Raw genomic sequence first — 21,266 nt, forward strand, 5'->3', positions numbered from 1 at the left:
TCGTCCGGCGATCCGGGCCCGTCAAACGGCAAGCAGCGGGTCCGGATCGCCGGGCGCGAACTGACCGTGAGCAACCTCGACAAGGTGATGTATCCGGAAACGGGCACCACCAAGGGCGACGTCCTGGCCTACTATGCCGCCGTGGCGCAGGTGCTGATCCCGGCCGCCGCCAACCGGCCGGCCACGCGGAAGCGCTGGGTGCACGGGGTGGGCACCGCAGCGGCACCGGGCGAGATGTTCTTCCAGAAGAACCTGGACGAGTCGACGCCGGGCTGGGTGCCGCGCGCCTCGATCAGGCACAAGGAGCGCACCAACCAGTACCCGCTCGTCAATGACCCGGCCACGCTGGCCTGGCTCGCGCAGATCGCCGCCCTGGAGATCCATGTGCCGCAGTGGCGCGTCGACTCGCACGGGAACGCGATGCCACCGGACCGGATGGTCCTGGACCTGGATCCGGGCGAGGGTGCGGGTCTGGCCGAATGCGCGGAAGTCGCCAGGCTGGCCCGCGCCATCCTGCGGGACGTGGGGCTGGACCCGGTGCCGGTGACGAGCGGCAGCAAGGGCATCCACCTCTACGCGGCGCTGGACGGGACCCGCAGTTCGGAACAGATTTCCGAGTTCGCCCATGAGCTGGCAAGGGCCCTGGAGTCCGACTATCCGGAGCTGGCGGTGAGCGATATGAAGAAGACGCTGCGCAGCGGCAAGGTACTGGTGGACTGGAGCCAGAACAGTGCCGCGAAAACCACCATCGTCCCGTATTCCCTCCGCGGGCGGCTGAAACCGATGGTGGCGGCACCCCGGACCTGGCGCGAGCTCAGCTCCCCCTCCCTGCACCAGCTGGACTACCGGGAGGTGATGCGGCGGGTGAAGGCCGGGAAGGATCCCTTCGCCGTGATCTCCGGGGGCACCCGGCACGGCGGCCATCCGGACGCAGCCGCCAGCAACCGGGGCGGCGGCGGGCAGGAGGAAGACCAGACGGGCGGCCACGCGGAAGGCCCGGGCGACGGCGGCGACGCGGACCCACGCCTGGAGCTGTACCGCAGCAAACGGGACGCGGCCGGCACCCCCGAGCCGTTCACGGCGGAACGGCACGACGGCGAGGCTGACGGCGGCACGCAGCGGGAAAAGTTCGTGATCCAGGAGCACCATGCCCGCCGGCTGCACCACGACTTCCGGCTGGAGCGCGACGGCGTGCTGGTGTCCTGGGCCCTGCCCAGGGGCGTCCCCACCAGCAAGACGCAGAACCACCTCGCGGTCCAGACCGAGGACCACCCGATGGACTATGCCGACTTCGAGGGCACCATCCCGAAAGGCCAATACGGCGCCGGCACGGTCAGCATCTGGGACCACGGTTACTACGAATGTGAAAAATGGGTCGCCGGCAAGGAAGTCATCGCCACCCTCACGGGAGCAGACGACGGCGGCCTGGGCGGCACGCGCAGGTTCGCCCTGATCCACACCGGCCAGGGCAACGACCAGTGGCTCATCCACCTGATGGACCCGCCAGGGCAGGCGAAGGGGCACACCGCTGCGCCGGCCACCGCCGGCGCGGGCCGATCCGAACCGGCCGCCGGTTCCGCGGAGTTCCGGCCGATGCTGGCCAGTTCCGGGACCACCGCGGACCTGGCTGGCAAGGACTGGCAGTTTGAACTCAAGTGGGACGGGGTGCGCGCGCTGATCGTCGGCGACGCCGGGAAGATCCGTCTCATCAGCCGCAACGGCAAGGACATGTCCGCGACGTACCCGGAGCTGACCGACCGCATCTGCTGGCCCGAACGGGACTTCACCGCCGACGGCGAGATCGTCGCCGTCGGACCCTCCGGCCGGCCCGATTTCGGGCTCCTGCAAGGGCGGATGAAACTCACCAAACCGGACGACGTCGCCAAGGCGCTGTCCTCCACCCCCGTGCGGCTGATGCTGTTCGATCTGCTGTCCGACGGCGGCGAGGACCTTCGCCGACTGCCCCTGCGGGACCGCCGGCCCCGCCTGGAGAGGTTCTTCCGGCACTCGGCTTGCCCGGTCGAGCTCTCAGGACTGGTCGCCGGCGACGCCAGGTACATTCTGGAGAGCGCCGCGGAGCTGGGGCTTGAAGGGGTGATGGCCAAGCGGACGGACGGCCGCTACGTCGGGCAGCGCAGCAGGTCCTGGCTCAAGCTCAAGCTCGAACGCACCCAGGAGGTGGTGGTCGGCGGCTGGCGCCCGGGGAAGGGCGAGCGGGAGCACTCCGTAGGGTCACTCCTGCTCGGCATCCCCGAAGGCGCCAGGCTGCGGTACGTGGGGCGGGTGGGCACTGGCTTCAGCACCCGTGAACTCAAGGAACTCCGGCAGCAGCTCGATGCCATGCCGCGGAAGACCTCCCCCTTCGGCGAGGTGCCGGCCGCTGATGCCGCGGACGCCCAGTGGGTGCGTGCCAAGCTCGTCGGGGAAGTGAGCTACGCGGAATGGACCGGAAGCGGCAAGCTCCGGCACCCGGTGTGGCGTGGCTGGCGGCTGGACAAGGCACCGGCCGACGTGGTGATGGAGCCCGGCTGAGCGTCCGCCGCAATCACGCCAGGCGCGAGGAAAGCGACCTGAGTCAGCGGAAGGCGCTGACCTCGGCCGCGGTGGGGTAGGCGGTCTGGGTGCCCTTGCGCGTGGCCGCCATGGCCGCGGCCACGGAGGCATAGCGGGCGGCGTCCACCAGCGCGTCCCCGGCGGCCAGGCGCGCGGCAACGGCACCGGTGAAGGCGTCTCCGGCGCCGGTGGTGTCCACGGCGTCCACCCGGGTGGGCGCAATCCGCACCACCGGGGTGTCGGAGGTTGAGTCCAGCACCACGGAGCCCTGCGAGCCTAACGTCACCAGCACCTGCGCCAGCCCGTAGGCGGCAAACTGCGCCACGGCGGCCTCCCACTCGGTTTCCGGCGCCTCCGGCGACGGCATGTCGAAGCCGCCCAGGAACTGCGAGGCCTCGTGGGCGTTGACCAGCAGCACATCAGTCAGCCCCGCCAGCGCCTGCGGAATCTGCGCATACGGCGAGAGGTTCAGCAGCACCCGGGCGCCAGCGTTGTGCCCGGCCTGCGCGGCCGCCTGCACCGTCGCCAGCGGCACCTCCAGGCACAGCCCGACGACGGCGGCGCCGTCGAAGGCGGCCGGGTCCACATGCTCCGATGCCAGCGTTCCGTTGGCGCCAGCGGCGATGATGATGGAGTTCTCCCCGGCCGCGTCAACGGAAATCACCGCGACGCCGGTGGGCTCGGCCGTGTGCCGGACGCGCGTGACGTCCACGCCCGCCCCTGCCGTGGAGGCCAGCAGCATTGCGCCGTTCGCGTCATTGCCCACCGCACCGATCAGCGTGACGGCGCCACCGAGCCGGGCCGCGGCCACGGCCTGGTTGGCGCTCTTGCCACCCGGATTCACGGCAAAGCCGCTGCCGTGCAGGGTTTCGCCCGGCAGCGGCAGCCGTTCAGTGTAGATGGTCAGGTCCGCGTTCAAGGAGCCCACCACCACAATGCGGCCGGCGTTTCCGGTCTTGGTCGGTGCCTCCATGGTCAGTGCGCCACCTCGGCCTCAACCGGCTTGGGGATCAGCATCGAGGCGCCCAGCGCCAGCGCGGTGACCACCAGGGCCACGACTACGGTGGCCAGGTACGAGCCCGCGCCGCCCATGGATCCCGCGGCCACCAGCACGGCCGGCAGCACCAGGAAGCTCAGCCCGGCACCCAGGTTGAAGGCTCCGGCGTTCATGCCCGGCAGGAACCCGGGGTTGCCCTTGGGCGAGAGCACCACGCCCAGGCCGTTGAGCATGATGTTCACAGTCCCGGCGTACATGATGCCCAGCAGCACGGTTCCGGTGATCATCAGCCCCAGGCTGTGCAGGCCAAAGAAGCCGATGATGGCCAGTGCCACCAGCGAGCCCACCATGCCGATGCGCAGTACGCGGGTGTAGCCCAGCATGGGGGCCAGCCGGCCGCTGACCGGGCCAAAGACCCAGCCCAGCAGGGCGTACGGGGTGAGGATCAGCAGCGACATCTCCGTGGCACCGATCCCGAAGCCGGGGTCAGCCGCCTGCACGAAGGCGGGCACAATGCCATTGATGACGGCGAAGATGCCCGTCATGGTCAGCGTGGTGGTCAGTAGGGGTGCCCAGGTGGCGCGCTGGCGCAAGTGGGCCACCTCCACCATGGGGTGCTTGGAACGCTTTTCCGTGTTCCAGAACAGTGCAAAGGCGACGACGGCGACGACGGCCAGGCCCACGGACCAGGCCAGCGTTGCGGCAGAGAAACCGGCCAGCAGGCCGGAGGCCTGGTTGAGCGCCGTCAGCAGGGCGCCCACGGCCACCACAATGAAGAACACGCCGGCCCAGTCCATCCTGGTGCCCTCGCCGGGCTTGCTTTCGCCGGCCAGCCAGACAATCAGGCCCGTGGCGACGACGGCCAAGGCCACCATCAGCCAAAAAATGCTGCGGAAGCCATAGTGCTCGGCAAAGTAGCCGCCCACAAAGGAATCGACGCCGGCGATGCCGCCGTTAACTGCGGTGATAAGGCCCATCAGCACGCCGTACTTCTTCGGCTCGCTGACGGCCGAGTGCAGCATGATCAGGCACAGCGGCACCGTGGGGCCGCTGACGCCCTGGACGATGCGTCCCACAAAGAGCCAGGTGACGTCGGGTGCCAGGGCGGAAATCACGGAGCCGGCAGCCATCAGGACCATCATGATGACCAGGATCTTCTTGCGGCCCACGATGTCGCTCAGGCGCGGCAGGAACAGCGAGAACAGGGCCGCCGCGGTGAAGAAGGAGGTCTGGGACAGGCCAATGGTGGCCTGGTCCGTGTGCAACTCCCTGCCCATCGTGACCAGGGCGGGGCTGAGCATGGAGGCATTGAGCTGGAACGCCACGCAGGCGGCCAGCAGCGCCGTCATCAGTGCGGCGATGTTGGCGGTGCCGGACTTTGAGCCGATCAGGGAGGTGCTCACAGGTCGACCTCCCCGATGCGCACGAGGGCGTCCGTCACCAGGTTCCAGAACTTCGCATGGTCCAGGTCCACGGCCACGGAGGTGTGGCAGTCAGCGGGGGCCGGAGCACGGAAATCAGCCACGGTCATGCCGAGAGTGTGCATGCCGGTGAGCTCGATGTCCACCGGCACCTTGCGGGTGGTCATGACGGTGGGGTCAATGACGTAGGCCACGGCGCAGGGATCGTGCACCGGCGGGTAGTCGAAGCCCTGGGCGTCCTTGTAGGTCTTGGTGAAGAACTCCATCAGTTCCATCACAAACTTGGCCGGTTTGGTGCCCACGGCCTCGATCTGCGCCACCACCTCGGGGGTGGCCAGCGCCTGGTGTGTCAGGTCCAGGCCCACCATGACCACGGGCCACTTCTCGTTGAAGACGATGTGCGCGGCCTCGGGGTCGATCTTGATGTTGAACTCCGCCACGGCGCTCCAGTTGCCCACGTGGTAGCCGCCGCCCATCAGGACAACTTCCTGCACACGGTCAACGATGCGCGGCTCCTTGCGGGCGGCCATGGCAACGTTGGTCAGCCCCGCGGTGGGAACCAGGGTCACGGTGCCTGGCTCGTGGGCCATGATCGTCTCAATGATGAGGTCGACGGCGTGGCGCGGGTCCAGCTCGATCCTGGACTCGGGCTGGTCGGGGCCGTCCATGCCGGAGTCGCCGTGGATGTCGGGTGCGTTCTCGATGGTGCGCACCAGCGGGCGGTCGCAGCCGGCGGCGAACGGGACGCCGGTGATGCCGGCGATGGTGCCCACGGCCAGGGCATTGCGGGTCACCTTCTCCAGCGTCTGGTTGCCGACCACGGTGGTCACGGCCAGCAGCTCGATGTTCGGGTTGCCGTGCGCCAGCAAGAGGGCGACGGCGTCATCGTGGCCGGGATCGCAGTCCAGGATGATCTTGCGCGGTGGTGCAGATGTACGCGGTGGTGCAGATGTAACAGTCATGATTACTCCACGTCTTTGGGGCCTCTGCACAGGGGCATGCAGAGTCATTTAGAAAAAGTGTGGCACCACAACGCCGTCACGTCAAGCGCTTAACGTGAAATGCGTCAAGCGCTTGACGCCATATCCCGCGTGAATCCCGCGAAGAACGATGTCTGGCCGATACCATCGAGGCATGCGGCCCAGTAACGAATCCACCCCCAAACCCCGCGCCGCCCCGGCCCGCACGGCAGCTACAGCCGTGGCCGGCATGCCCGGTGCGCGCGTCACAGCCGCCATGGTGGCCGCCCGGGCAGGCGTCTCGACCGCAACCGTCTCCCTCGTGGCCAACGGCAAGACGGAGGGCCGCGTCTCGGCGGAGAACATCGCCCGCGTCACGGCCGCCATCGAGGAACTCGGCTATGTGGTGGACGGCATCGGCAGCTCGCTGGCCCGCGGCGGCAGCAACCTGGTCATTCTGGCCGCCCCCGACGTTGCCAACCCTTTCTTTGCCAAGGTGATCGGCGGCGTGCGCAGCGCCCTGGGCGCCGACTACCAGCTGCTTCTGGCGGTCAGCGATCCGGGCCAGCTGCCCACCCCGGAGGAGGTCCGCGCCCTGATGTCGCTGCGGCCGGCCGGGCTGCTCGTGGACGCCCCGGATGCAGCGTTCCTGGACCGGCTGCACAGCACCGCGCCAGTGGTGCTGATGGATGCGCCCGGGGTTGAGGGTTATGCCCCGTCCGTCAACTTCGATGTCGGCCACGGTGCCCGCGAGCTCGCCAAGCACCTGGCGGCCCTGGGCCATGTCCGGGTGGCGTATCTGGACAGCACCAGCGGGACTGCCACGTTCCGGGTGCGCCGGGAGGCATTTCTGGCTCAGGCCGCCGCCAGCGGCATCCAGGTGCCCGACGGCGCCTTCGCCAGCACCCCCATCGACGTCGGTGCCGCGGCCGCCGCCTTTGCCGCCGCCTGGCCCGCCTGGCAGCGCAGCGGGATTACCGCCGTCGTCTGCTGCACGGACACCCATGCCTACGGCGTACTCCAGGAGGCGCGGGTTGCCGGCATAGCGATTCCGGCGCGGCTGGCCGTGGCCGGGTTCGACGATCTGCCGTATTCGTCCACCAGCAGCCCGGCACTGACCAGCGTGCACCTGCCGGCGGCGGCGCTCGGCGAGGAGGCGGGCCAGGCGCTGAGGAAGCTGATGCGCGGCGGTGTGCTCACCGAACCGCAGCGGACCCTGGCCAGCACGCTCATCGAACGCGCCTCCACCACGGGGCCGGTGGGTGGTCCCTAGCGGCCGTTTTCGTTAATCCGTCAGGGGGCAGGGTTTAGGGGCCAGTACCTCTTCGGATCGGGAGGACATGCCCATTCTTCGCGCCCGGGACCGGGCGCAACCGGGATATGTCCATCCGCCGGGCCCGGCGCTGAGCCTGGACTCCACCCGGCCGGCGGTGGTGTGTCATTTGTCCCGGTGCGGGATGTCCGGCCGGCTGGTCCGGTGCTCGGCTGCCTCCGCAACCTGCTGGCTCTGCCGTCCGTGGACCTCGTCGCGATCCTTCGGGTGGCGGTGTTTGCCGCTGCCATCGGGCCACGAGTGTCCCTCGGACGCGGGGGGTGGAAGGGGATGCACCGGTTCCGGCCCGGGGGCCTCATCCATGGACTCAGCCAAGTGGCTGGCCACCTCAGGTTCGATTTCTTCTCCGGAGTGATGATCCGCCATTGCTCTTCCTTCCGCTGTGCCAATTAATGCTGTGAAATGAAGTGTCCACCCATGGTAGGTCCGCAGGGAGGAGATGTCTGTAGCGCTACCAGCGGACTTTTTTCTCCGCAGGTCCCTGCTTTCCGCTGGCGTGGGTGGGCTTATGGCTGTGCCCGACGCTCTGCGAGCCGGCGCCGCCCCGCGATTTGCTGGCGAGCATTTCCTTCTGGGCATCGGTCAGGCGGGATTTGATGCCCGTGTCCGGAGTCTCGGCTCCGCGCTGCTTCCCGCCGTCTTTGCCTTCTGAAGTGTCGCTTTTCTTGCTGTCTTTGTCAGTCATGGAACGCTCTCCTTGTATGGCCGTTTCGTCCGGCCTCGTCCCGGCACCCCGGTGGATCCACTTTATGCGGTGTGGGAACCCCCTGAACACCCTCCTTCCGCCGGTCCCCGGACCGCGATCCTGGCCTGAAAACCGGCTGCCGGACGCCGTCGGCGGAAAAATTTGGACACTTCACCGCAAACGCCGGCCGTTCCCAGCAGCCGGGCGGTGAAACCGGGGAAAAGAATCCTGCCGATCGGGGCCGATCGGGCGCCAAATCACCGCATCATACGGCACCAAAATCGAAAAAGCCATAGAAGTCACGTAAAATTGAAAGCCTGCCCGGAGCGGGGCAGCTACAAGTCGCAAGCAAATGACCTCCCTAGGAGTGGCCCAAATGCCCACAGACCGAAGCACGACCGACTCTTCAGCAGGCGTTGTGAACGCCGGCAGAACCAACCAAACCGCACCCCAGGGTGTGAGAAAACCAAAGCTACTGGCACGCCGTCGGCTCAAAGAGTCCGACGTAAACGTTGTGGACCAGCCGATGCTCAAGAAGGCACTCGGCGGCACGATCGTGGGTAACACCATGGAGTGGTACGACGTCGGCGTGTTCGGCTACCTGATCACCACCATGGGACCGGTATTCCTGCCGGACGCGGACAAGTCCGTTCAGACCCTGTTCCTGCTGGGAACCTTCGCCGCCACCTTCATTGCCCGGCCCCTCGGCGGCGTGATCTTCGGCTGGCTCGGCGACAAGATCGGCCGCCAGAAAATCCTGGCCACGACCCTGATGATCATGGCCGCGAGCACCTTCGCCGTTGGCCTGCTGCCCGGCTATGCGCAGATCGGCATGTGGGCAGCCGCCTTGCTGGTGCTGCTCAAGGTGGTCCAGGGTTTCTCCACCGGCGGCGAGTACGCCGGTGCCACCACCTTCGTGAGTGAATACTCCCCGGACAAGCGCCGCGGATTCTTCGCCAGCTTCCTGGACATGGGCAGCTACCTCGGCTTCGCCCTGGGTGCCGCCCTCGTCTCCGTGCTGCAGCTGACTCTGGGCCAGGCCGCCATGGAGGAGTGGGGCTGGCGGATCCCGTTCCTGGTCGCCGGCCCGCTCGGACTGATCGCAGTGTACTTCCGGAGCAAGATTGAGGAATCCCCGCAGTTCCAGGCGACTTTGGACGCCCAGGAAGAAATCGCCAAGGACGCCACTGCCGGCGATGCCGCCGCGGCCAAGGGCCCGGTGGGCATTGTGAAGGCCTACTGGCGTTCCATCATCGTTGCGATGATCCTGGTGGCAGCCGCCAATACCGCGGGCTACGCCCTCACGTCGTATATGCCGACCTACCTCACGGAGTCCAAGGGCTATGACCCGGTCCACGGCACCCTGCTGACGATCCCCGTACTGGTCATCATGAGCCTCTGCATTCCGCTGACCGGCAAGCTCTCTGACCGGATCGGCCGCCGCCCCGTGCTCTGGATCGGAGCCGTCAGCACCGTAGTCCTGTCCGCCCCCGCATTCGCGCTGATCGGCGTCGGCGAAATCTGGTCCACCATGCTGGGACTGGGCCTGATCGCCTTCCCGGTGACGTTCTACGTCGCCAACCTCGCCTCCGCCCTGCCGGCCCAGTTCCCGACGTCAAGCCGCTACGGTGCCATGGGGATCGCATACAACTTCTCCGTGGCCATCTTTGGCGGCACCACACCGTTCATCATCGCGGCCCTCATCGCTGCCACCGGCAATGACATGATGCCCGCCTACTACCTGATGGCCACCTCGGCGATCGGCGCCGTCGCGATCTACTTCCTCAAGGAATCGGCCCAGCGTCCGCTGCCGGGCTCCATGCCCAGCGTGGACACCCAGGCCGAGGCCCGCGAGTTGGTTGCCACGCAGGACGAGAATCCGCTGATCGATCTCGAGGAGATGGAGATGCCCTTCGTGGCGCCGGCCACGGATTCCGTCAGCGAAGACATATTGGTTCCGGCCCGGGCCTAGGCTTGCGGTAGCTCAAGCCCCGCCCGGTGAGGCCTGCTCTGCGTGTTGCTCCTTGTGACAGCACCTCAGCAGGCCTCAGGCGCGTCTGGCAGACTTGAAGGTTGGAAAGAGCGAGAGGAGGCGTGCCGGATGCAGTCCGCTCTTCGGCATGTCCGCAGGCTGCACCGTCTTGCTCCTGCCGACCGCGACCACCTCTCCGCGCTGCGTGTCGCGATCAGCGTGGCCGTACCGTCCCTGGCGCTGCTGGCGGCGGGGCGCCCGGACCTCATCATCTACGCCGTTTTCGGCGCTTTGACGGGCATGTACGGCCGCACCGAGCCGCACCAGCTCAGGCTCCGGCACCAGGGCCAGGCGGCCTTCCTGCTCCTTTCCGGGACAGGGGTGGGAGTGTTCCTTTCGGTCAACCATCTCCATTCCTGGGCGCTGGTGGCGATCGAAACGGTGCTGGCCGGCGCCGGATCACTGTTCGCTGACAAAGTGGGGCTCAAGCCCAACGGCCCTTTCTTCGGGATCCTGGCCTTGGGCGCCTGCGCCTCGGTTCCCACCACCGTTCCCTGGTATGCCGCCATGCTGATCGGCGCCGTGTCCGCCGCCTTCTCCCTCGCCGTCGGCTTCGGCGGCTGGGTCCGGGTGCGCAGCTGGAAGCGCGGCGCCGCGCGGGATATCGCGCCGTGGCGTGGTGTCCGACGCCGGGCGGCCTGGATCCATGCGGCCCGCTACGTGGCCGCGGTGGGGGCTGCCGGGTCCATCGGGGTCCTCAGCGGAAGCGGGCATCCGCATTGGGCGATGGCCGCGGCGGCCGTGCCGCTTGCCGGGGCGGACATGCCCAGCAGCGTCTACCGGGGCATCCACCGGATCGTCGGGACGCTCCTTGGCCTCGTGGTGGTCGCGATCGTCCTGTTCCCCTGGGACGGGTCCCCGCTGAAGGGTTTCCCGGGGCACGAGGCCGCCGTCCTGGCCATACTGGTGATCGTCCTGCAATTCACTACCGAGCTGTTCATGACCCGGCACTACGGCCTTGCCATGGTCTCGTTCACGCCGCTGATCCTGCTGATGACGCAGCTCGCCGCCCCCGCAGATCCCGACCTTCTGGTAACGGAGCGCGCCATCGAGACGCTGCTCGGCGCCGCCGTCGGCATCGCCGTAGTGGTCCTGATCCGCAGCCGGCGGCCCCCGGTCCCGGGCGTTATGGATCCGGCCCGCTGATTCAAACCGGCGCTATTTGGTCCTTCTGGGCGGTCCTGCCACCAGCCGGGCCGGCAGGATCCGGGCGGCCACGGTCAGCAGCTTGTAGCGCCTGGTGGGGATGGAGACGGCCTTGCCGCGTTCATTGTCAGCCAGTCCTTCCCGCACCACGCGCTCCGCCTGCAGCCACATCCAGCGCGGTGCCACCGCCTTGTCCATGCCCATGCGGTCGTGGAACTCGGTGTGCGTGAATCCGGGGCAGACCGCCGTCACCCTGACACCCTGCCTGGCGTAGTCGAGGTTGGCCCAGCGGCTGAAGCTAAGGAGCCATGCCTTCGCGGCCGAATACGTTCCGCGGGGCAGGAACGCCGCCACGCTGGCCACGTTGATAATCCGCCCGGAGCGGCGCGCCAGCATGCCCTGCAGCGCGGCGTGGGTGAGCTCCATGGCGGTCCCGACGTGCAGCCTGAGGTGCCGTTTCTCCTCGGCAATGTCGTTCTCGGCGAAGGAATGCAGCAGCCCGGTTCCGGCGTTGTTCACGAGGATCTCCACCGGCCGCGCCGGGTCCGCAAGCCGCGCGACGACGGCGGCCACGCCGTCGTCCTCCGTCAGGTCCGCGGCGATCACCTCGGCACGGATGCTGTACCGTTTCTCCAGCTCCGCCGCGCCCGCCTGGAGCCGGGCTGCGTCCCGGGCCACGAGCACGACGTTGTGGCCTTGTTCGGCGAGCTGGCGGGCAAATTCCGCGCCGATACCGGCGGTCGCTCCGGTAATCAGGGCAGTGGTTGTCTGGGGAGTTGACGTCATGGCGACAGCCTAACCGTGGCGGCGGCTTTGGAGCTCGTCGGTGCCGGCCTCAGGCTCCTTCCGGAGCCTGCTCCGGCCAGTCCACGCACTGGTGGTAGACCTCGTGTTTGCGCAGGTACCGGTACATGAACGGGCAGTCCGGGATGATCCTTTTGCCTGCCGCCACGACGTCATCCAGGGCGAAGTGGGCCAGCACTTTGCCGAGCCCCTGGCCCTGGAATTGCTCCGCCGTGTCGGTATGGATGAAATCCACATGGCCGGGCCTGTCGATGAAGCGGATCTGGACAGCCAGCTTGCCGCCGCTGTGCAGCTCATAGCGGTGCAACTCATCGTTTCGGGTTGTTGTGACGTCCGGGCTGAACGTGTCTTCAATGGCTGCCGAGTTCTCCGTCATGGTTCGACATTGGCACTTAATGGCGGGTGTGGCAATGGCGGTCCGGAACCGCCGGGCGGCGCATCCGCCGGACTCCGGGCCGGGACCCGGCCAAGGAGCAGGGTGGCGAGGACGAAACACGCTGCTCCCCCGCCGAGGAGTCCCAGCGTGAGCCCGTTGAGGGCGGCGTCGGACACCGGGACAAAAACGACGACGGCAGCCGTCACCACGGCGGCCGCCGGCCGGGGGCGCGCGTGGCCGGACGACGTCGGACGCTCTTCCAGCCGGCCGAACAGCGCCAGCACCGGCAGCAGGAGGACGATGACGGCCAGCAGCACAAGCGGCCGCGCCCACCACCAGGCGGCGGTACCGCCCGCCGGCTGGGGGAACCTGGTCAACAGCAGGAGCCCGGACATGGCCGCAAGCAGCGGCAGGTGCCACAGGTAGACGGTCATGGCCCGCCGGCCGGCCAAGGCCACGACCTTTTGTACCCATCCGACGCGCGCCAGCCGGGCGAGGACCGGCCGGAACAGCTGGAGGGCGGCGGCCTGCGAGATGCCCAGGAACAGCAGGGTCAAGTTGGGCGGATTGAGGTTGACCAGCATGTTTCCCGGGTAGAGCCCCAGCAGCACAAGCAGTCCGAGCACCAGGTTGCTGGCCACGATGATGCCCGCCAGCGCGGACCGGCGCAGGTTCAGCAACCAGCTGTCCGAAATGATGAAGCCGAGCTGCTGCACGGCGCACCACAGGAAGATCATGTTGGCATAGGCCAGCAGCGGCAGGGTTCCTCGCAGGCAGTCCACGGTCACCACGAGCGCGACGAGGCCGGCAAGGGTCAGCCAGGGGGCCCGGGAGTGCAGGCCGGCCAGGAGCGGAAGGTTCAGCTGGGCGGCCAGGTAGGCGGCGAGGAACCATAGCGGCATGCCGGCCCCGGCGGTCAGCAGTTGGATGACCTCGGGGTCCACCCCTGCCAGCCGGGCGGCCCACAGCCCGGTGAACATCACGGCCAGCAGCACGGCCGCGGGACGGATCAGGCGCAGCATCCTTGCCTGGATGAAGTCGAAGGCGTTGCCGCCGCGGGCGCGGAGCCGTTGCCAGGACCGCAGCCCGGTGATGCCGCCGGCGACGAAGAAGAGCGGCATCACCTGCAGGACCCAGACGACCGGCTCGAACCAGCGCTGATTGCCCAGGGTGTTTTCCGTGGTCACGGTGCCGTCAGCGTGCAGAACCGGGCTGACCATCATGGTGTGTCCCACCACCACGATGCCAAGGCAGAAGAACCTGGCAAGGTCGATCACCAGGTCGCGTTCCGGCCTGGTTGCCGGTCCGCCGCCTGCCCCAAGCTGCGGAACACCCATTGCGCCCCTTAGGAAACTGCCAATAGAACGGACGCGGCCGCTCATTGTGCCGCTGTGCCTCCATTCTCGGCCTTGCCGCGGTCAACTGCCAGCCCATAGGCAGCCCGTCTCAGCGCGAGAGCGTGCCCAGCGCCGCGGCGGCGAAGTCCCTGGCCGCGGCGTCCCAGTCGGCCAGCAGTCCCTGGAGGTTCTCGCCGTCGGCACGGTACGCCGGGGTCTTTTCCTCCAGCGTGGCCAGCACCCGGGTGCGGAGCTCCGTATTGAAGTTCACCTTGCCCACGTTCATGGCAGCGGCCTTGACCAGTTCCTCCGACGGGATCCCGGAGGCGCCGTGCAGCACCAGCGGGATGCGGGTCCGCACCGCGATGTCCTGCAGCACGTCCCAGCGCAGCTGCGGCTCCCCTTGGTACTTCCCGTGGACGTTGCCCACGGCCACGGCCAGCAACTGGGCGCCGGTGCGGGCAACAAAATCCTCCACCTGCGCGGAGTCCGTCAGACCCGCCACGGCAACGCCGGACCGGTCCGCACCGAAGGCGCGGTCCTCGTCACCGGCGAGGCCGCCGAGTTCCGCTTCGATCACGACGCCGGTACTCCCCTGGGCGTCCAGGGCAGCCCGTGCGTCCCGTACCAGGGCGATGTTTTCCTCGTACGGCAAGGATGACCCGTCCACCAGCACCGAATCCGCCCCGGCGGTGACGGCGTCGGCTATCACCCGGAGGTCGGAGGCGTGGTCCAGCTGGACGGCGATCGGAACGGCGGCGCCGTCCGCGAGTCCGCGGAGGGCCGCGATCAGCCGCAGGCCCTTGGGCGTCGCGGCAGTCTTCGGTGCCACCAGCAGGATGGCCCCGCGGCCTGCCTGTTCGGCCGCACCTACCACGGCGAGCGCGGTGGTGAAGTCGTAGCAGGTGAAGGCCGGAACTGCGGAGCCGTGCTGCAGGGCGGAGGCGACCAGCTGGTCAAGGTTGGCACGCATCAGACGCCGAGGCCTCCGACCAGGATCCAGGCCACAAAGGTCAGCGCGAAGCCCGCCAGCCCCAGCACGGTGGTGAGGACGGTCCAGGTCCTGAGCCCGTCGGCGACGGTCAGTCCGTAATAGCGGACCACCACCCAGAAGCCGGCGTCGGTGACGTGGGAAAGGCCGAGGGAACCGAAGCCGATGGCGATCACGATCACGGCGATCTGCGCCGGGGTGTAGCCGCCGTTGGCCACGGCGGCGGAGAGCAGGCCCGTGGTGGTCACGATGGCCACGGTGGCCGAGCCCTGGGCTGCGCGGAGGGCCAGCGAAATGATGAAACCGAGCAGGAGCAGGGGCACGCCGAGTTTGTCCAGGGTTTCGGAGAGCGCCGCGCCGATGCCGGACACCTGCAGTACCCCGCCGAACACGCCGCCGGCGGCCACCACCATGAGGATCGAGGCGATCGGGGGCAGTGCGCCCTCGAAAATTTCACCGGTCTCCTTCAGGGACCAGTTCCGGCGGACGGCAAGGAGGAAGAAGGAGAGCGCCACCGCCACAAGGAGGGCCAGGAACGGGTTGCCGACGAACGCTGCGACTCCGTACCAGTAGTCCTTCTTGTCGATCAGGAGTGTGCCGATGGTGCCGAGCAGGATCTGGGTGATCGGGGCGGCGATGAGGAAAATGATCAGGCCCGGACGGGGTGGGGCGATGGCATGGTGGCCGGGGCCGGCGTGGCCGGCGCGGACCAGGGAATCGGAGCCGAACTCGTCCACCTGCGTCTTGACGGCGGGCAGCAGCTCGTAGTCTTTGCGGTTCATGATGCTGGCCACCCAGTAGGACAGGAATCCGAGCGGGACACAGATGGACAGCGAGATCAGGGCGATCAGGCCGATGTCGGCGCCGAGCACGCCCGCGCCGGCAACAATGCCCGGGTGCGGCGGTACCGCCACGTGGATGGAAAGCATGATGCCGGCCATGGGCAGGCCGAACTTCACCGGGTGCGCGTTCGCGATCTTGGCGAAGGCGTAGACGATCGGCACCAGCACAATGATGCCCACCTCGAAGAAGACCGGAATCGCGACGAGGAAGCCGACGGCGGTCAAGGCCACGGCCACCCGCCTGGCGCCCAGTTTCCGGGTGAAGTGGTCCGCCAGCGACTGCACGCCGCCGGAGACCTCGATCATCCGGCCGAGCACCGCGCCGAGGGCAATCAGGATTGCCACCTTACCCAGGGTGCTGCCGACCCCGTTGGCCACCACGGTAAAGACATCCTTGAGCGGGATCTGCGCGGCCACGGCGACCAGGATACTGACGGTCAGCAGGGCCACGAAGGCCTGGATCTTGAAGCGGATGATCATGAGCAGCAACAGCGCGACGCCGGCAGCAGCGATGGTCAGCAGCAGCGGAGTACCCAGCTCTACGGCCGGCTTGATGACGGGCGCATCGGCGGCCCTCACCATCAAGGAGTTGATCAAGGGTGTCATGGTGGGGTGTCTCCTTTGACAGGACAGTCTTGGAAAAGGGTAACGACGGGAGGGGTCGGCGGCGGCGGAAGGGGGGATCCGCCGTCGCCGGGCTTGGTGGTGTGGGCCCGGGGCCCGTTTTAAGCGAGGGCTAGGCGGTGTGTTTAGTGGGCGCGAGGACCCTGATGACGGCGGAGTCGTCGGCGGCGGCGAGGCCCTGGGCCTGGCCCAGGAGGTAGAGCTGTTCTGCGGCCGCGGCCACCGGAGCGGCGAGGCCGGCGGCGCGGGTGGCCTTGCCGACGATCCCCATGTCCTTGACGAAGATGTCCAGGCGGCTGAGGACCTCGGCGCCCCCCTCGGTGTACGCCTCGAGGATCCGGGGTCCGCGGTTGGAGAGCATAAACGACCCTGCGGCGCCGGCTTCGAGGGCCGCGAGGGTCTTTGCCTGGTCCAGGCCCAGCGCGTCCGCGAGGGCCATGGCCTCGGCGGCCGCCGCGATGTGGATGCCGCACAACAGCTGGTTGACCGTCTTGAGGGCCTGCCCGTCGCCGGGCTTGTCGCCCACGACGGTGAGCGTGGAGGCCAGCAGTTCCAGGACCGGTCGGGCCGTTTCCAGGGCGGCGGGCTCGGCGCCGACGACGATCAGCAGGTCACCTTCGCCGGCGCGCTTGGGACCGCCGGAGAGGGGTGCGTCGACCAGGGCGACGCCGGATCCGGCCAGGCGGGCGACGGTCTCCGGGATGGCCTCGGTGCCCACCGTGCTGCCAAGGATCACGACGGCGCCGGGCTTCAGCACGGAGGCCACGCCGTTTTCGCCGAAGAGGACCTCGTCGAGCTGCTCGCCGTTGCGCACGGCCAGGAGCAGGGCGTCGGCGCCCTCGGCAGCTTCCCGGGCGGAAGTGAAGGTCCGGATGCCGGCCTCTTCGGCCAGCCTGAGGCGGGGCTCGGCGATGTCGAAGCCGTGCACGGTCAGCCGGGTGGCGAGGCGGGTGGCCATCGGCAGGCCCATGGCGCCGAGGCCCAGGACGGTGACTTTGTAGTTTGCAGTCATGGTTTTCTCCGTTGAAATCGAGGCAGTCTAGAAGGTGTTGCTGAGCTTGCGGGTGACCTGGACCAGGGACTGGTCATCGCCGACGTTCCCGGCGAAGACGACGTACGGGATGCCCTCGGCGGGCCCGTCCACCGGCTCCCACAGGCTCACGATGCCCGGCAGCATGGGGCCGCGGACAATGGCGTGCCGGATTTCCAGGCCATGTGCGGCGACGTCCGAGGAGGTGATGCCGCCCTTGGCAATCACGAAGCGCGGCGGGAACGTGTTGAGCGTGCGGTTCACCACCGCGACGACGGCGGCGGACACCGTGCGGGCGATCCGGAGGCTTTCGGCGGCGTCGCCGGCTTTGATCAGCAGCCGGCTGGTGTGGACGATCACGTCACCGCCGTGGAGGGCCTGCACCACGGCGTCCACGGTCTCATCCAGGTAGCCGTCGGCGCCGCCTGTTTCGGTTTCGGCGGCAAGCAGCTTCTCGACGTCGATCTCCACGATGCGCGCGGCGCTGTGCTGTTCGGTCAGCGCCTTGAGCTGGCGGGTGGTGACGCCGACGTGCGAGCCGACGATGATCAGGCCGCCGGCTTCGGAGGGGGTAGTGCGGGCGAAGGCTTCCTCGCCGCTGAGTTCGGCGCGGATCTCCTGGCCGATCCGGGCCCGCACGAAGGGCGGGCCCACGCGGTAGAGCAGTTTCTTGCCGCGGCGCTCGGCTTCCTCCAGACCCAGGGCAAGGGCGCGGAGATCGTTTTCGGTGACGATGTCCGCCACGATCGGGGTGGAGTCCGTGGCTGCATCGAGGGCGTCGGCGATGGCTTTGGCAGAGACGGCCGGGTCGCCGTCCGGTCCCGCGGCCCGGATGATGTTCAGGTCCAGCACGATCACCGAGTCCGCGGGGAAGCGGCCCTTCGACTTTTCCTCCACGTACTTGGCCATCTCCGAGTTGGCGAAGCCGAAACTGGCGTCCCGGGCGAATTCGGTCTCGGCCACGGGGGTGAGGTGTCCGGCGTCGTCGCCGGTGCCGCGCATGTAGTGCACCCCGCCGATGGTCACGCGTCCGGCGTCGGGGAACGCGGGAACAATCACGACGCCGTCGCTCGTCTCGCCGTTAACCTCGGTGACGGTGGCGGCGATGACGTCCGGTTCGAGCGGGTAGTGGCCGCGGAGGGTGGAATCGCTGCGGCTGACGAAGCTGAGCCGCAGCGCCGGGTCAGCCGATGCGGCCGCCGCGAGGGCATTCCGGACGACTGCCCCGTTGCGGGCCGCCGCCCCTGCCGGGTCCAGGCTCCGGGTATTGGTCAGCACGTAGACGGCGCGCTGGCGCCGGCCGTTGATTTCGTGGGCGAAGGCCCAGGCGAAGTCCGCCACTTCCCACCGGGTAAGGACCGGCAGGTCCGCGACGGACTGGGTTCCGGTGGGGTCGTCGTCGAGCACGACGAAGACCCGGGGCGAAGTCCCGGAGGACGCGTCCAGGCCCTCTGCCACGAGCCGGGCGGGGATCTGCACTTCCGCGGGGAAGGCGGCCAGCACTTCTGCTTCAACGTGCACTTTGCACTCCATTGTGTGTAAGTCTGCGGTACTTGGTATCGCCAGATAGGTATTTGTAAGATGTCTGACATCTGATGACTGATGATAGTGTGACATGCAGTACAAAAACGCGCAAGTAGACTTGTCCCTCAGGCAGGAGTGAGGCGCTGAACGGGGAAAATTGGCCAGGAAATCGTTAGTCGGCGTGGTGGCGGATGAACTGCTGGACCGGATCATTGCCGGCGAGTTCCCGCCGGGGGCGAGTGTCCCCGGGGAGCTCGAACTCAGCGCCCGGCACGAGGTCAGCCGCATGACCGTCCGCGAGGCAATGAAGACCCTTGAAGCCCAGAGAATCCTCAGCGTGGAGCGCGGCCGGGGGACCTTCGTGAATCCGCTGAACCGCTGGGCCTCCCTGGAAGCCGTCCTGCGCGCAGCATCCGAAGGAAAAAACGATGCCTCCGCCGCCATCCAGCTGATTGAGCTCCGCCGGATGCTGGAAACCGGCGCCTGCGAACTGGCGGCCGGACGGATCAGCGACGCCGATATCCAGGGCCTCTACGGGCAACTGGAAACGATGCGGCTGGCGCACGGCAACAACGACGTCGCGGCATTTGTGGAGGCGGACCTGGCGTTCCACGACCTCATCCTGCAGGCCTCGGAGAACGTGTTCGTCGGCGTGTTGTTCGAACCGCTGCACCGGATCCTGGAAAAGCGGCGGACGGAAACGTCCAAAGTGCCGGATATCCAGGCGCATGCCATCGGGCACCACCAGACCATTGTGGATGCCTTGGCCTCCCGCGATCCGCGGCGTGCCCGCGAGGCCATGGACGCGCACATGCAGCAGACGCTGGATGACCTGAAGACCTATGTCCTGGCGGACCGTCCGGCCTGATCGGGCCCGGACCGAGGCGCCGGGGTTACCCGGCAGCCCGCTCAGGCAAGCGAGAGGAAGAGTTTCTCCAGTTCGGCCCGGTCCAGGCTGGGGTCCTCCTGCTGCATGCACTGCTGCAGGCCGGTGGCGATGATCGAGAATCCCGCCTTGTCCAGGGCGCTTGAGACGGCGGCGAGCTGGGTGACGACGCTCTTGCAGTCGCGGCCCTCTTCGATCATCCGGGTGACAGCGGCGAGCTGCCCCTGCGCGCGGCGGAGCCGGTTGATGACGGGCTTCATGTCGGTGGGATCGAGTTCCATGGGTACCTCCGGGTTCACAGGCTTCGCTTAATTCTATACCCCCCTCAGTATTTTATACCCCATTGGGGTATGAGCGGATGCGTGGTGCCGGCGCCTACGACGCCTGGCGCCACCGCGCTAGGGACCTAAGTACCTAGCGCGGCAGGAAATACCGGCGTAATGCTGGGGATGTGAACGCCGCCAGCTTCAAGCCGGGGGCCGGCAGCACCGGCAACACCGGACCCACCCCGGGGTCCTGGAGCCGGTATGTCGCGATGGGGGACTCCTTCACGGCAGGACTCGGGGATCCGGAACCGTTGAGCCCCGGCGGCATTCGGGGCTGGGCGGACCGTACCGCAGAGGAGCTCAGCGCGCGCCGCGACGACTTTGCCTACGCCAACCTCGCCATCAACGGCCTCCTGCTGCGGCAGATCCTGGACCAGCAGCTCGGGCCGGCCCTGGAACTCAAGCCCGACCTGGTGACCCTGTCCGCCGGCGGGAATGATCTGGTGTTCCACCGGAGCGACCCGGACCGGCTCGCCGTCGCCCTGGACGCCGCGGTGCGGCAGCTGGCCGCCACCGGCGCGACCGTCGTGCTGTTTACCGGGCCCGATTGGGGCGAGACTCCCCTGCTGGGCCACACCCGCGGCAAAGTGGCCGTCTTCAACGAGAACATCCGCACCATAGCGGCCCGGCACAACGGCATCATTGCCGATTTATGGACGCTGCGGCAGTTGGCGCACCCGCAGATGTGGGATCCGGACCGGCTTCACTTCTCGCCGCTGGGACACCACACCATCGCCACGATGGTGCTGGACACCCTCAATGTGCCGCACGGCCTGCGGCCGTTGGAACCCAAGCCGATGCCCGCCGGCAGCTGGCGGGAGACCCGCGCCGGCGACCTGGCCTGGGCGACGCATTACCTCTTCCCCTGGATGGTGAGCCGGATCAGGCCACGCGCCGATGAGGCGCCGCTGACGGCCAAGCGGCCCGAACCCGGGCCGGTTTCCGGGTCCGCTGCCGGCCCCGTTTCCGGGTCCGGCAGCACCGCCCCGGACCCTGCGGCGGGCATCCCCCACCCCTAGTCCGGCCGTGATCCGTCCGCTAGTCTGCAGGAACGGCCCACAGCCGGTATCAAAAAGGCGATCACGAGGAGCGAAGTTGTCTAATCACACCTACAGCATTTCTGAAATTGTCGGAACCTCGAACGAGGGCGTTGACGCTGCCGTGCGCAACGGCATTGCGGAGGCCGCCAAGACCCTCCGGAACCTGGACTGGTTTGAGGTCAAGGAGATCCGCGGGCACCTGAACAATGGCGAGGTTTCCGACTGGCAGGTGACCATCAAGCTCGGGTTCCGCCTGGAGCGCTGAGATCCGGCACCGGAGCGCCGGTCCCCCGCACGGCCCCCCGTTCCGGGGCTCCCACGGGGGACGGCGCGCCGGCGGCCGCTTCCCCGGGAAGACGA

General features: G+C 68.1%; 20 protein-coding genes. 7 read left to right on the top strand and 13 right to left on the bottom strand.

Features of this window, described 5'->3' with window-relative positions:
- The first annotated feature begins 87 nt into the window (after positions 1–87).
- Positions 88–2,532: an ATP-dependent DNA ligase gene (locus tag E5206_RS01825; protein WP_240690102.1), complete on the top strand. Its 2,445-nt coding sequence runs from the start codon at positions 88–90 to the stop codon at positions 2,530–2,532.
- A gap of 43 nt (positions 2,533–2,575) precedes the next feature.
- Here the strand turns inward: E5206_RS01825 and E5206_RS01830 are convergent, their stop codons facing one another.
- The 3 genes from E5206_RS01830 to E5206_RS01840 are packed head-to-tail and all read right to left on the bottom strand — an operon-like array spanning position 2,576 to position 5,933.
- Positions 2,576–3,526, bottom strand: coding sequence for a ribokinase (locus E5206_RS01830; protein ID WP_136320993.1), 951 nt, complete (start codon positions 3,524–3,526; stop codon positions 2,576–2,578).
- Between the two features lie 2 nt (positions 3,527–3,528).
- Entirely contained in the window at positions 3,529–4,899 is a 1,371-nt protein-coding gene (locus E5206_RS01835) for an MFS transporter (RefSeq protein ID WP_240690103.1), read from the bottom strand.
- Between the two features lie 50 nt (positions 4,900–4,949).
- Complete coding sequence (locus E5206_RS01840) at positions 4,950–5,933, bottom strand: nucleoside hydrolase (RefSeq protein ID WP_136320995.1); 984 nt, start codon at positions 5,931–5,933, stop codon at positions 4,950–4,952.
- 274 nt (positions 5,934–6,207) lie between these two features.
- On the opposite strand from E5206_RS01840, the gene E5206_RS01845 reads away from it, so the two are divergent.
- Complete coding sequence (locus tag E5206_RS01845) at positions 6,208–7,203, top strand: LacI family DNA-binding transcriptional regulator (protein ID WP_136323914.1); 996 nt, start codon at positions 6,208–6,210, stop codon at positions 7,201–7,203.
- A 165-nt stretch (positions 7,204–7,368) separates the two neighbouring features.
- On the opposite strand, the gene E5206_RS01850 is transcribed toward E5206_RS01845, so the two are convergent.
- Both E5206_RS01850 and E5206_RS01855 read right to left on the bottom strand, forming a co-directional pair.
- Positions 7,369–7,629 carry a hypothetical protein gene (locus E5206_RS01850; RefSeq protein ID WP_136320996.1) on the bottom strand — a complete coding sequence of 87 codons (261 nt, stop codon included), beginning with the start codon at positions 7,627–7,629 and terminating at the stop codon, positions 7,369–7,371.
- Positions 7,630–7,714: 85 nt separating this feature from the next.
- Entirely contained in the window at positions 7,715–7,948 is a 234-nt protein-coding gene (locus tag E5206_RS01855; protein ID WP_136320997.1) for a hypothetical protein, read from the bottom strand.
- Between the two features lie 376 nt (positions 7,949–8,324).
- Here E5206_RS01855 and E5206_RS01860 point away from each other — a divergent pair, with 376 nt between their 5' ends.
- Together E5206_RS01860 and E5206_RS01865 are read left to right on the top strand one after the other, a co-directional pair.
- The gene (locus E5206_RS01860) at positions 8,325–9,920 is read left to right on the top strand and encodes an MFS transporter (RefSeq protein WP_136320998.1); all 1,596 of its coding nucleotides are present in this window, start codon (positions 8,325–8,327) and stop codon (positions 9,918–9,920) included.
- A gap of 129 nt (positions 9,921–10,049) precedes the next feature.
- Positions 10,050–11,126: an FUSC family protein gene (locus E5206_RS01865; protein ID WP_136320999.1), complete on the top strand. Its 1,077-nt coding sequence runs from the start codon at positions 10,050–10,052 to the stop codon at positions 11,124–11,126.
- A gap of 12 nt (positions 11,127–11,138) precedes the next feature.
- On the opposite strand, the gene E5206_RS01870 is transcribed toward E5206_RS01865, so the two are convergent.
- The 7 genes from E5206_RS01870 to E5206_RS01900 form a co-directional block, all read right to left on the bottom strand.
- Positions 11,139–11,912 (bottom strand): SDR family oxidoreductase, encoded by a 774-nt coding sequence (locus E5206_RS01870; protein ID WP_136321000.1) that lies wholly within the window; start codon positions 11,910–11,912, stop codon positions 11,139–11,141.
- A 49-nt stretch (positions 11,913–11,961) separates the two neighbouring features.
- On the bottom strand, positions 11,962–12,306 hold the full coding sequence (locus E5206_RS01875; protein WP_136321001.1) for a GNAT family N-acetyltransferase: 345 nt from the start codon (positions 12,304–12,306) through the stop codon (positions 11,962–11,964).
- A complete protein-coding gene (locus E5206_RS01880; RefSeq protein WP_136321002.1) occupies positions 12,303–13,643 on the bottom strand; it encodes an acyltransferase in 1,341 nt (446 codons plus the stop codon). Before E5206_RS01880 ends, E5206_RS01875 begins: the two co-directional genes overlap by 4 nt.
- Positions 13,644–13,752: 109 nt before the next feature.
- Positions 13,753–14,616 (bottom strand): class II fructose-bisphosphate aldolase, encoded by an 864-nt coding sequence (locus E5206_RS01885; RefSeq protein WP_136321003.1) that lies wholly within the window; start codon positions 14,614–14,616, stop codon positions 13,753–13,755.
- Positions 14,616–16,082 carry a GntP family transporter gene (locus tag E5206_RS01890; protein WP_136321004.1) on the bottom strand — a complete coding sequence of 489 codons (1,467 nt, stop codon included), beginning with the start codon at positions 16,080–16,082 and terminating at the stop codon, positions 14,616–14,618. Before E5206_RS01890 ends, E5206_RS01885 begins: the two co-directional genes overlap by 1 nt.
- 130 nt (positions 16,083–16,212) lie before the next feature.
- Complete coding sequence (locus E5206_RS01895) at positions 16,213–17,112, bottom strand: NAD(P)-dependent oxidoreductase (protein WP_136321005.1); 900 nt, start codon at positions 17,110–17,112, stop codon at positions 16,213–16,215.
- Positions 17,113–17,139: 27 nt separating this feature from the next.
- The gene (locus tag E5206_RS01900) at positions 17,140–18,651 is read right to left on the bottom strand and encodes a four-carbon acid sugar kinase family protein (RefSeq protein ID WP_136321006.1); all 1,512 of its coding nucleotides are present in this window, start codon (positions 18,649–18,651) and stop codon (positions 17,140–17,142) included.
- A 160-nt stretch (positions 18,652–18,811) separates the two neighbouring features.
- Here E5206_RS01900 and E5206_RS01905 point away from each other — a divergent pair, with 160 nt between their 5' ends.
- Complete coding sequence (locus E5206_RS01905) at positions 18,812–19,522, top strand: FadR/GntR family transcriptional regulator (RefSeq protein ID WP_136321007.1); 711 nt, start codon at positions 18,812–18,814, stop codon at positions 19,520–19,522.
- A gap of 41 nt (positions 19,523–19,563) precedes the next feature.
- On the opposite strand, the gene E5206_RS01910 is transcribed toward E5206_RS01905, so the two are convergent.
- Entirely contained in the window at positions 19,564–19,821 is a 258-nt protein-coding gene (locus E5206_RS01910; protein ID WP_018774886.1) for a metal-sensitive transcriptional regulator, read from the bottom strand.
- A gap of 170 nt (positions 19,822–19,991) precedes the next feature.
- Here E5206_RS01910 and E5206_RS01915 point away from each other — a divergent pair, with 170 nt between their 5' ends.
- Together E5206_RS01915 and E5206_RS01920 are read left to right on the top strand one after the other, a co-directional pair.
- Positions 19,992–20,885 (top strand): SGNH/GDSL hydrolase family protein, encoded by an 894-nt coding sequence (locus E5206_RS01915; RefSeq protein WP_136321008.1) that lies wholly within the window; start codon positions 19,992–19,994, stop codon positions 20,883–20,885.
- A 76-nt stretch (positions 20,886–20,961) separates the two neighbouring features.
- Positions 20,962–21,171 (top strand): dodecin, encoded by a 210-nt coding sequence (locus E5206_RS01920; protein WP_136321009.1) that lies wholly within the window; start codon positions 20,962–20,964, stop codon positions 21,169–21,171.
- Positions 21,172–21,266 lie beyond the last annotated feature (95 nt).

The sequence above is a fragment of the Arthrobacter sp. PAMC25564 genome (genome assembly GCF_004798705.1).
GTDB lineage: Bacteria > Actinomycetota > Actinomycetes > Actinomycetales > Micrococcaceae > Arthrobacter.

Bases quoted from the DNA above. Each gene is read 5' to 3' on its own strand.
- E5206_RS01825 (WP_240690102.1), top strand. From the start codon at position 88: ATGTATCCGGAAACGGGCACCACCAAGGGCGACGTCCTGGCCTACTAT.
- E5206_RS01830 (WP_136320993.1), bottom strand. From the start codon at position 3,526: ATGGAGGCACCGACCAAGACCGGAAACGCCGGCCGCATTGTGGTGGTG.
- E5206_RS01835 (WP_240690103.1), bottom strand. From the start codon at position 4,899: ATGACGGCGCTGCTGGCCGCCTGCGTGGCGTTCCAGCTCAATGCCTCC.
- E5206_RS01840 (WP_136320995.1), bottom strand. From the start codon at position 5,933: ATGACTGTTACATCTGCACCACCGCGTACATCTGCACCACCGCGCAAG.
- E5206_RS01845 (WP_136323914.1), top strand. From the start codon at position 6,208: ATGGTGGCCGCCCGGGCAGGCGTCTCGACCGCAACCGTCTCCCTCGTG.
- E5206_RS01850 (WP_136320996.1), bottom strand. From the start codon at position 7,629: ATGGCGGATCATCACTCCGGAGAAGAAATCGAACCTGAGGTGGCCAGC.
- E5206_RS01855 (WP_136320997.1), bottom strand. From the start codon at position 7,948: ATGACTGACAAAGACAGCAAGAAAAGCGACACTTCAGAAGGCAAAGAC.
- E5206_RS01860 (WP_136320998.1), top strand. From the start codon at position 8,325: ATGCCCACAGACCGAAGCACGACCGACTCTTCAGCAGGCGTTGTGAAC.
- E5206_RS01865 (WP_136320999.1), top strand. From the start codon at position 10,050: ATGCAGTCCGCTCTTCGGCATGTCCGCAGGCTGCACCGTCTTGCTCCT.
- E5206_RS01870 (WP_136321000.1), bottom strand. From the start codon at position 11,912: ATGACGTCAACTCCCCAGACAACCACTGCCCTGATTACCGGAGCGACC.
- E5206_RS01875 (WP_136321001.1), bottom strand. From the start codon at position 12,306: ATGACGGAGAACTCGGCAGCCATTGAAGACACGTTCAGCCCGGACGTC.
- E5206_RS01880 (WP_136321002.1), bottom strand. From the start codon at position 13,643: ATGGGTGTTCCGCAGCTTGGGGCAGGCGGCGGACCGGCAACCAGGCCG.
- E5206_RS01885 (WP_136321003.1), bottom strand. From the start codon at position 14,616: ATGCGTGCCAACCTTGACCAGCTGGTCGCCTCCGCCCTGCAGCACGGC.
- E5206_RS01890 (WP_136321004.1), bottom strand. From the start codon at position 16,082: ATGACACCCTTGATCAACTCCTTGATGGTGAGGGCCGCCGATGCGCCC.
- E5206_RS01895 (WP_136321005.1), bottom strand. From the start codon at position 17,112: ATGACTGCAAACTACAAAGTCACCGTCCTGGGCCTCGGCGCCATGGGC.
- E5206_RS01910 (WP_018774886.1), bottom strand. From the start codon at position 19,821: ATGGAACTCGATCCCACCGACATGAAGCCCGTCATCAACCGGCTCCGC.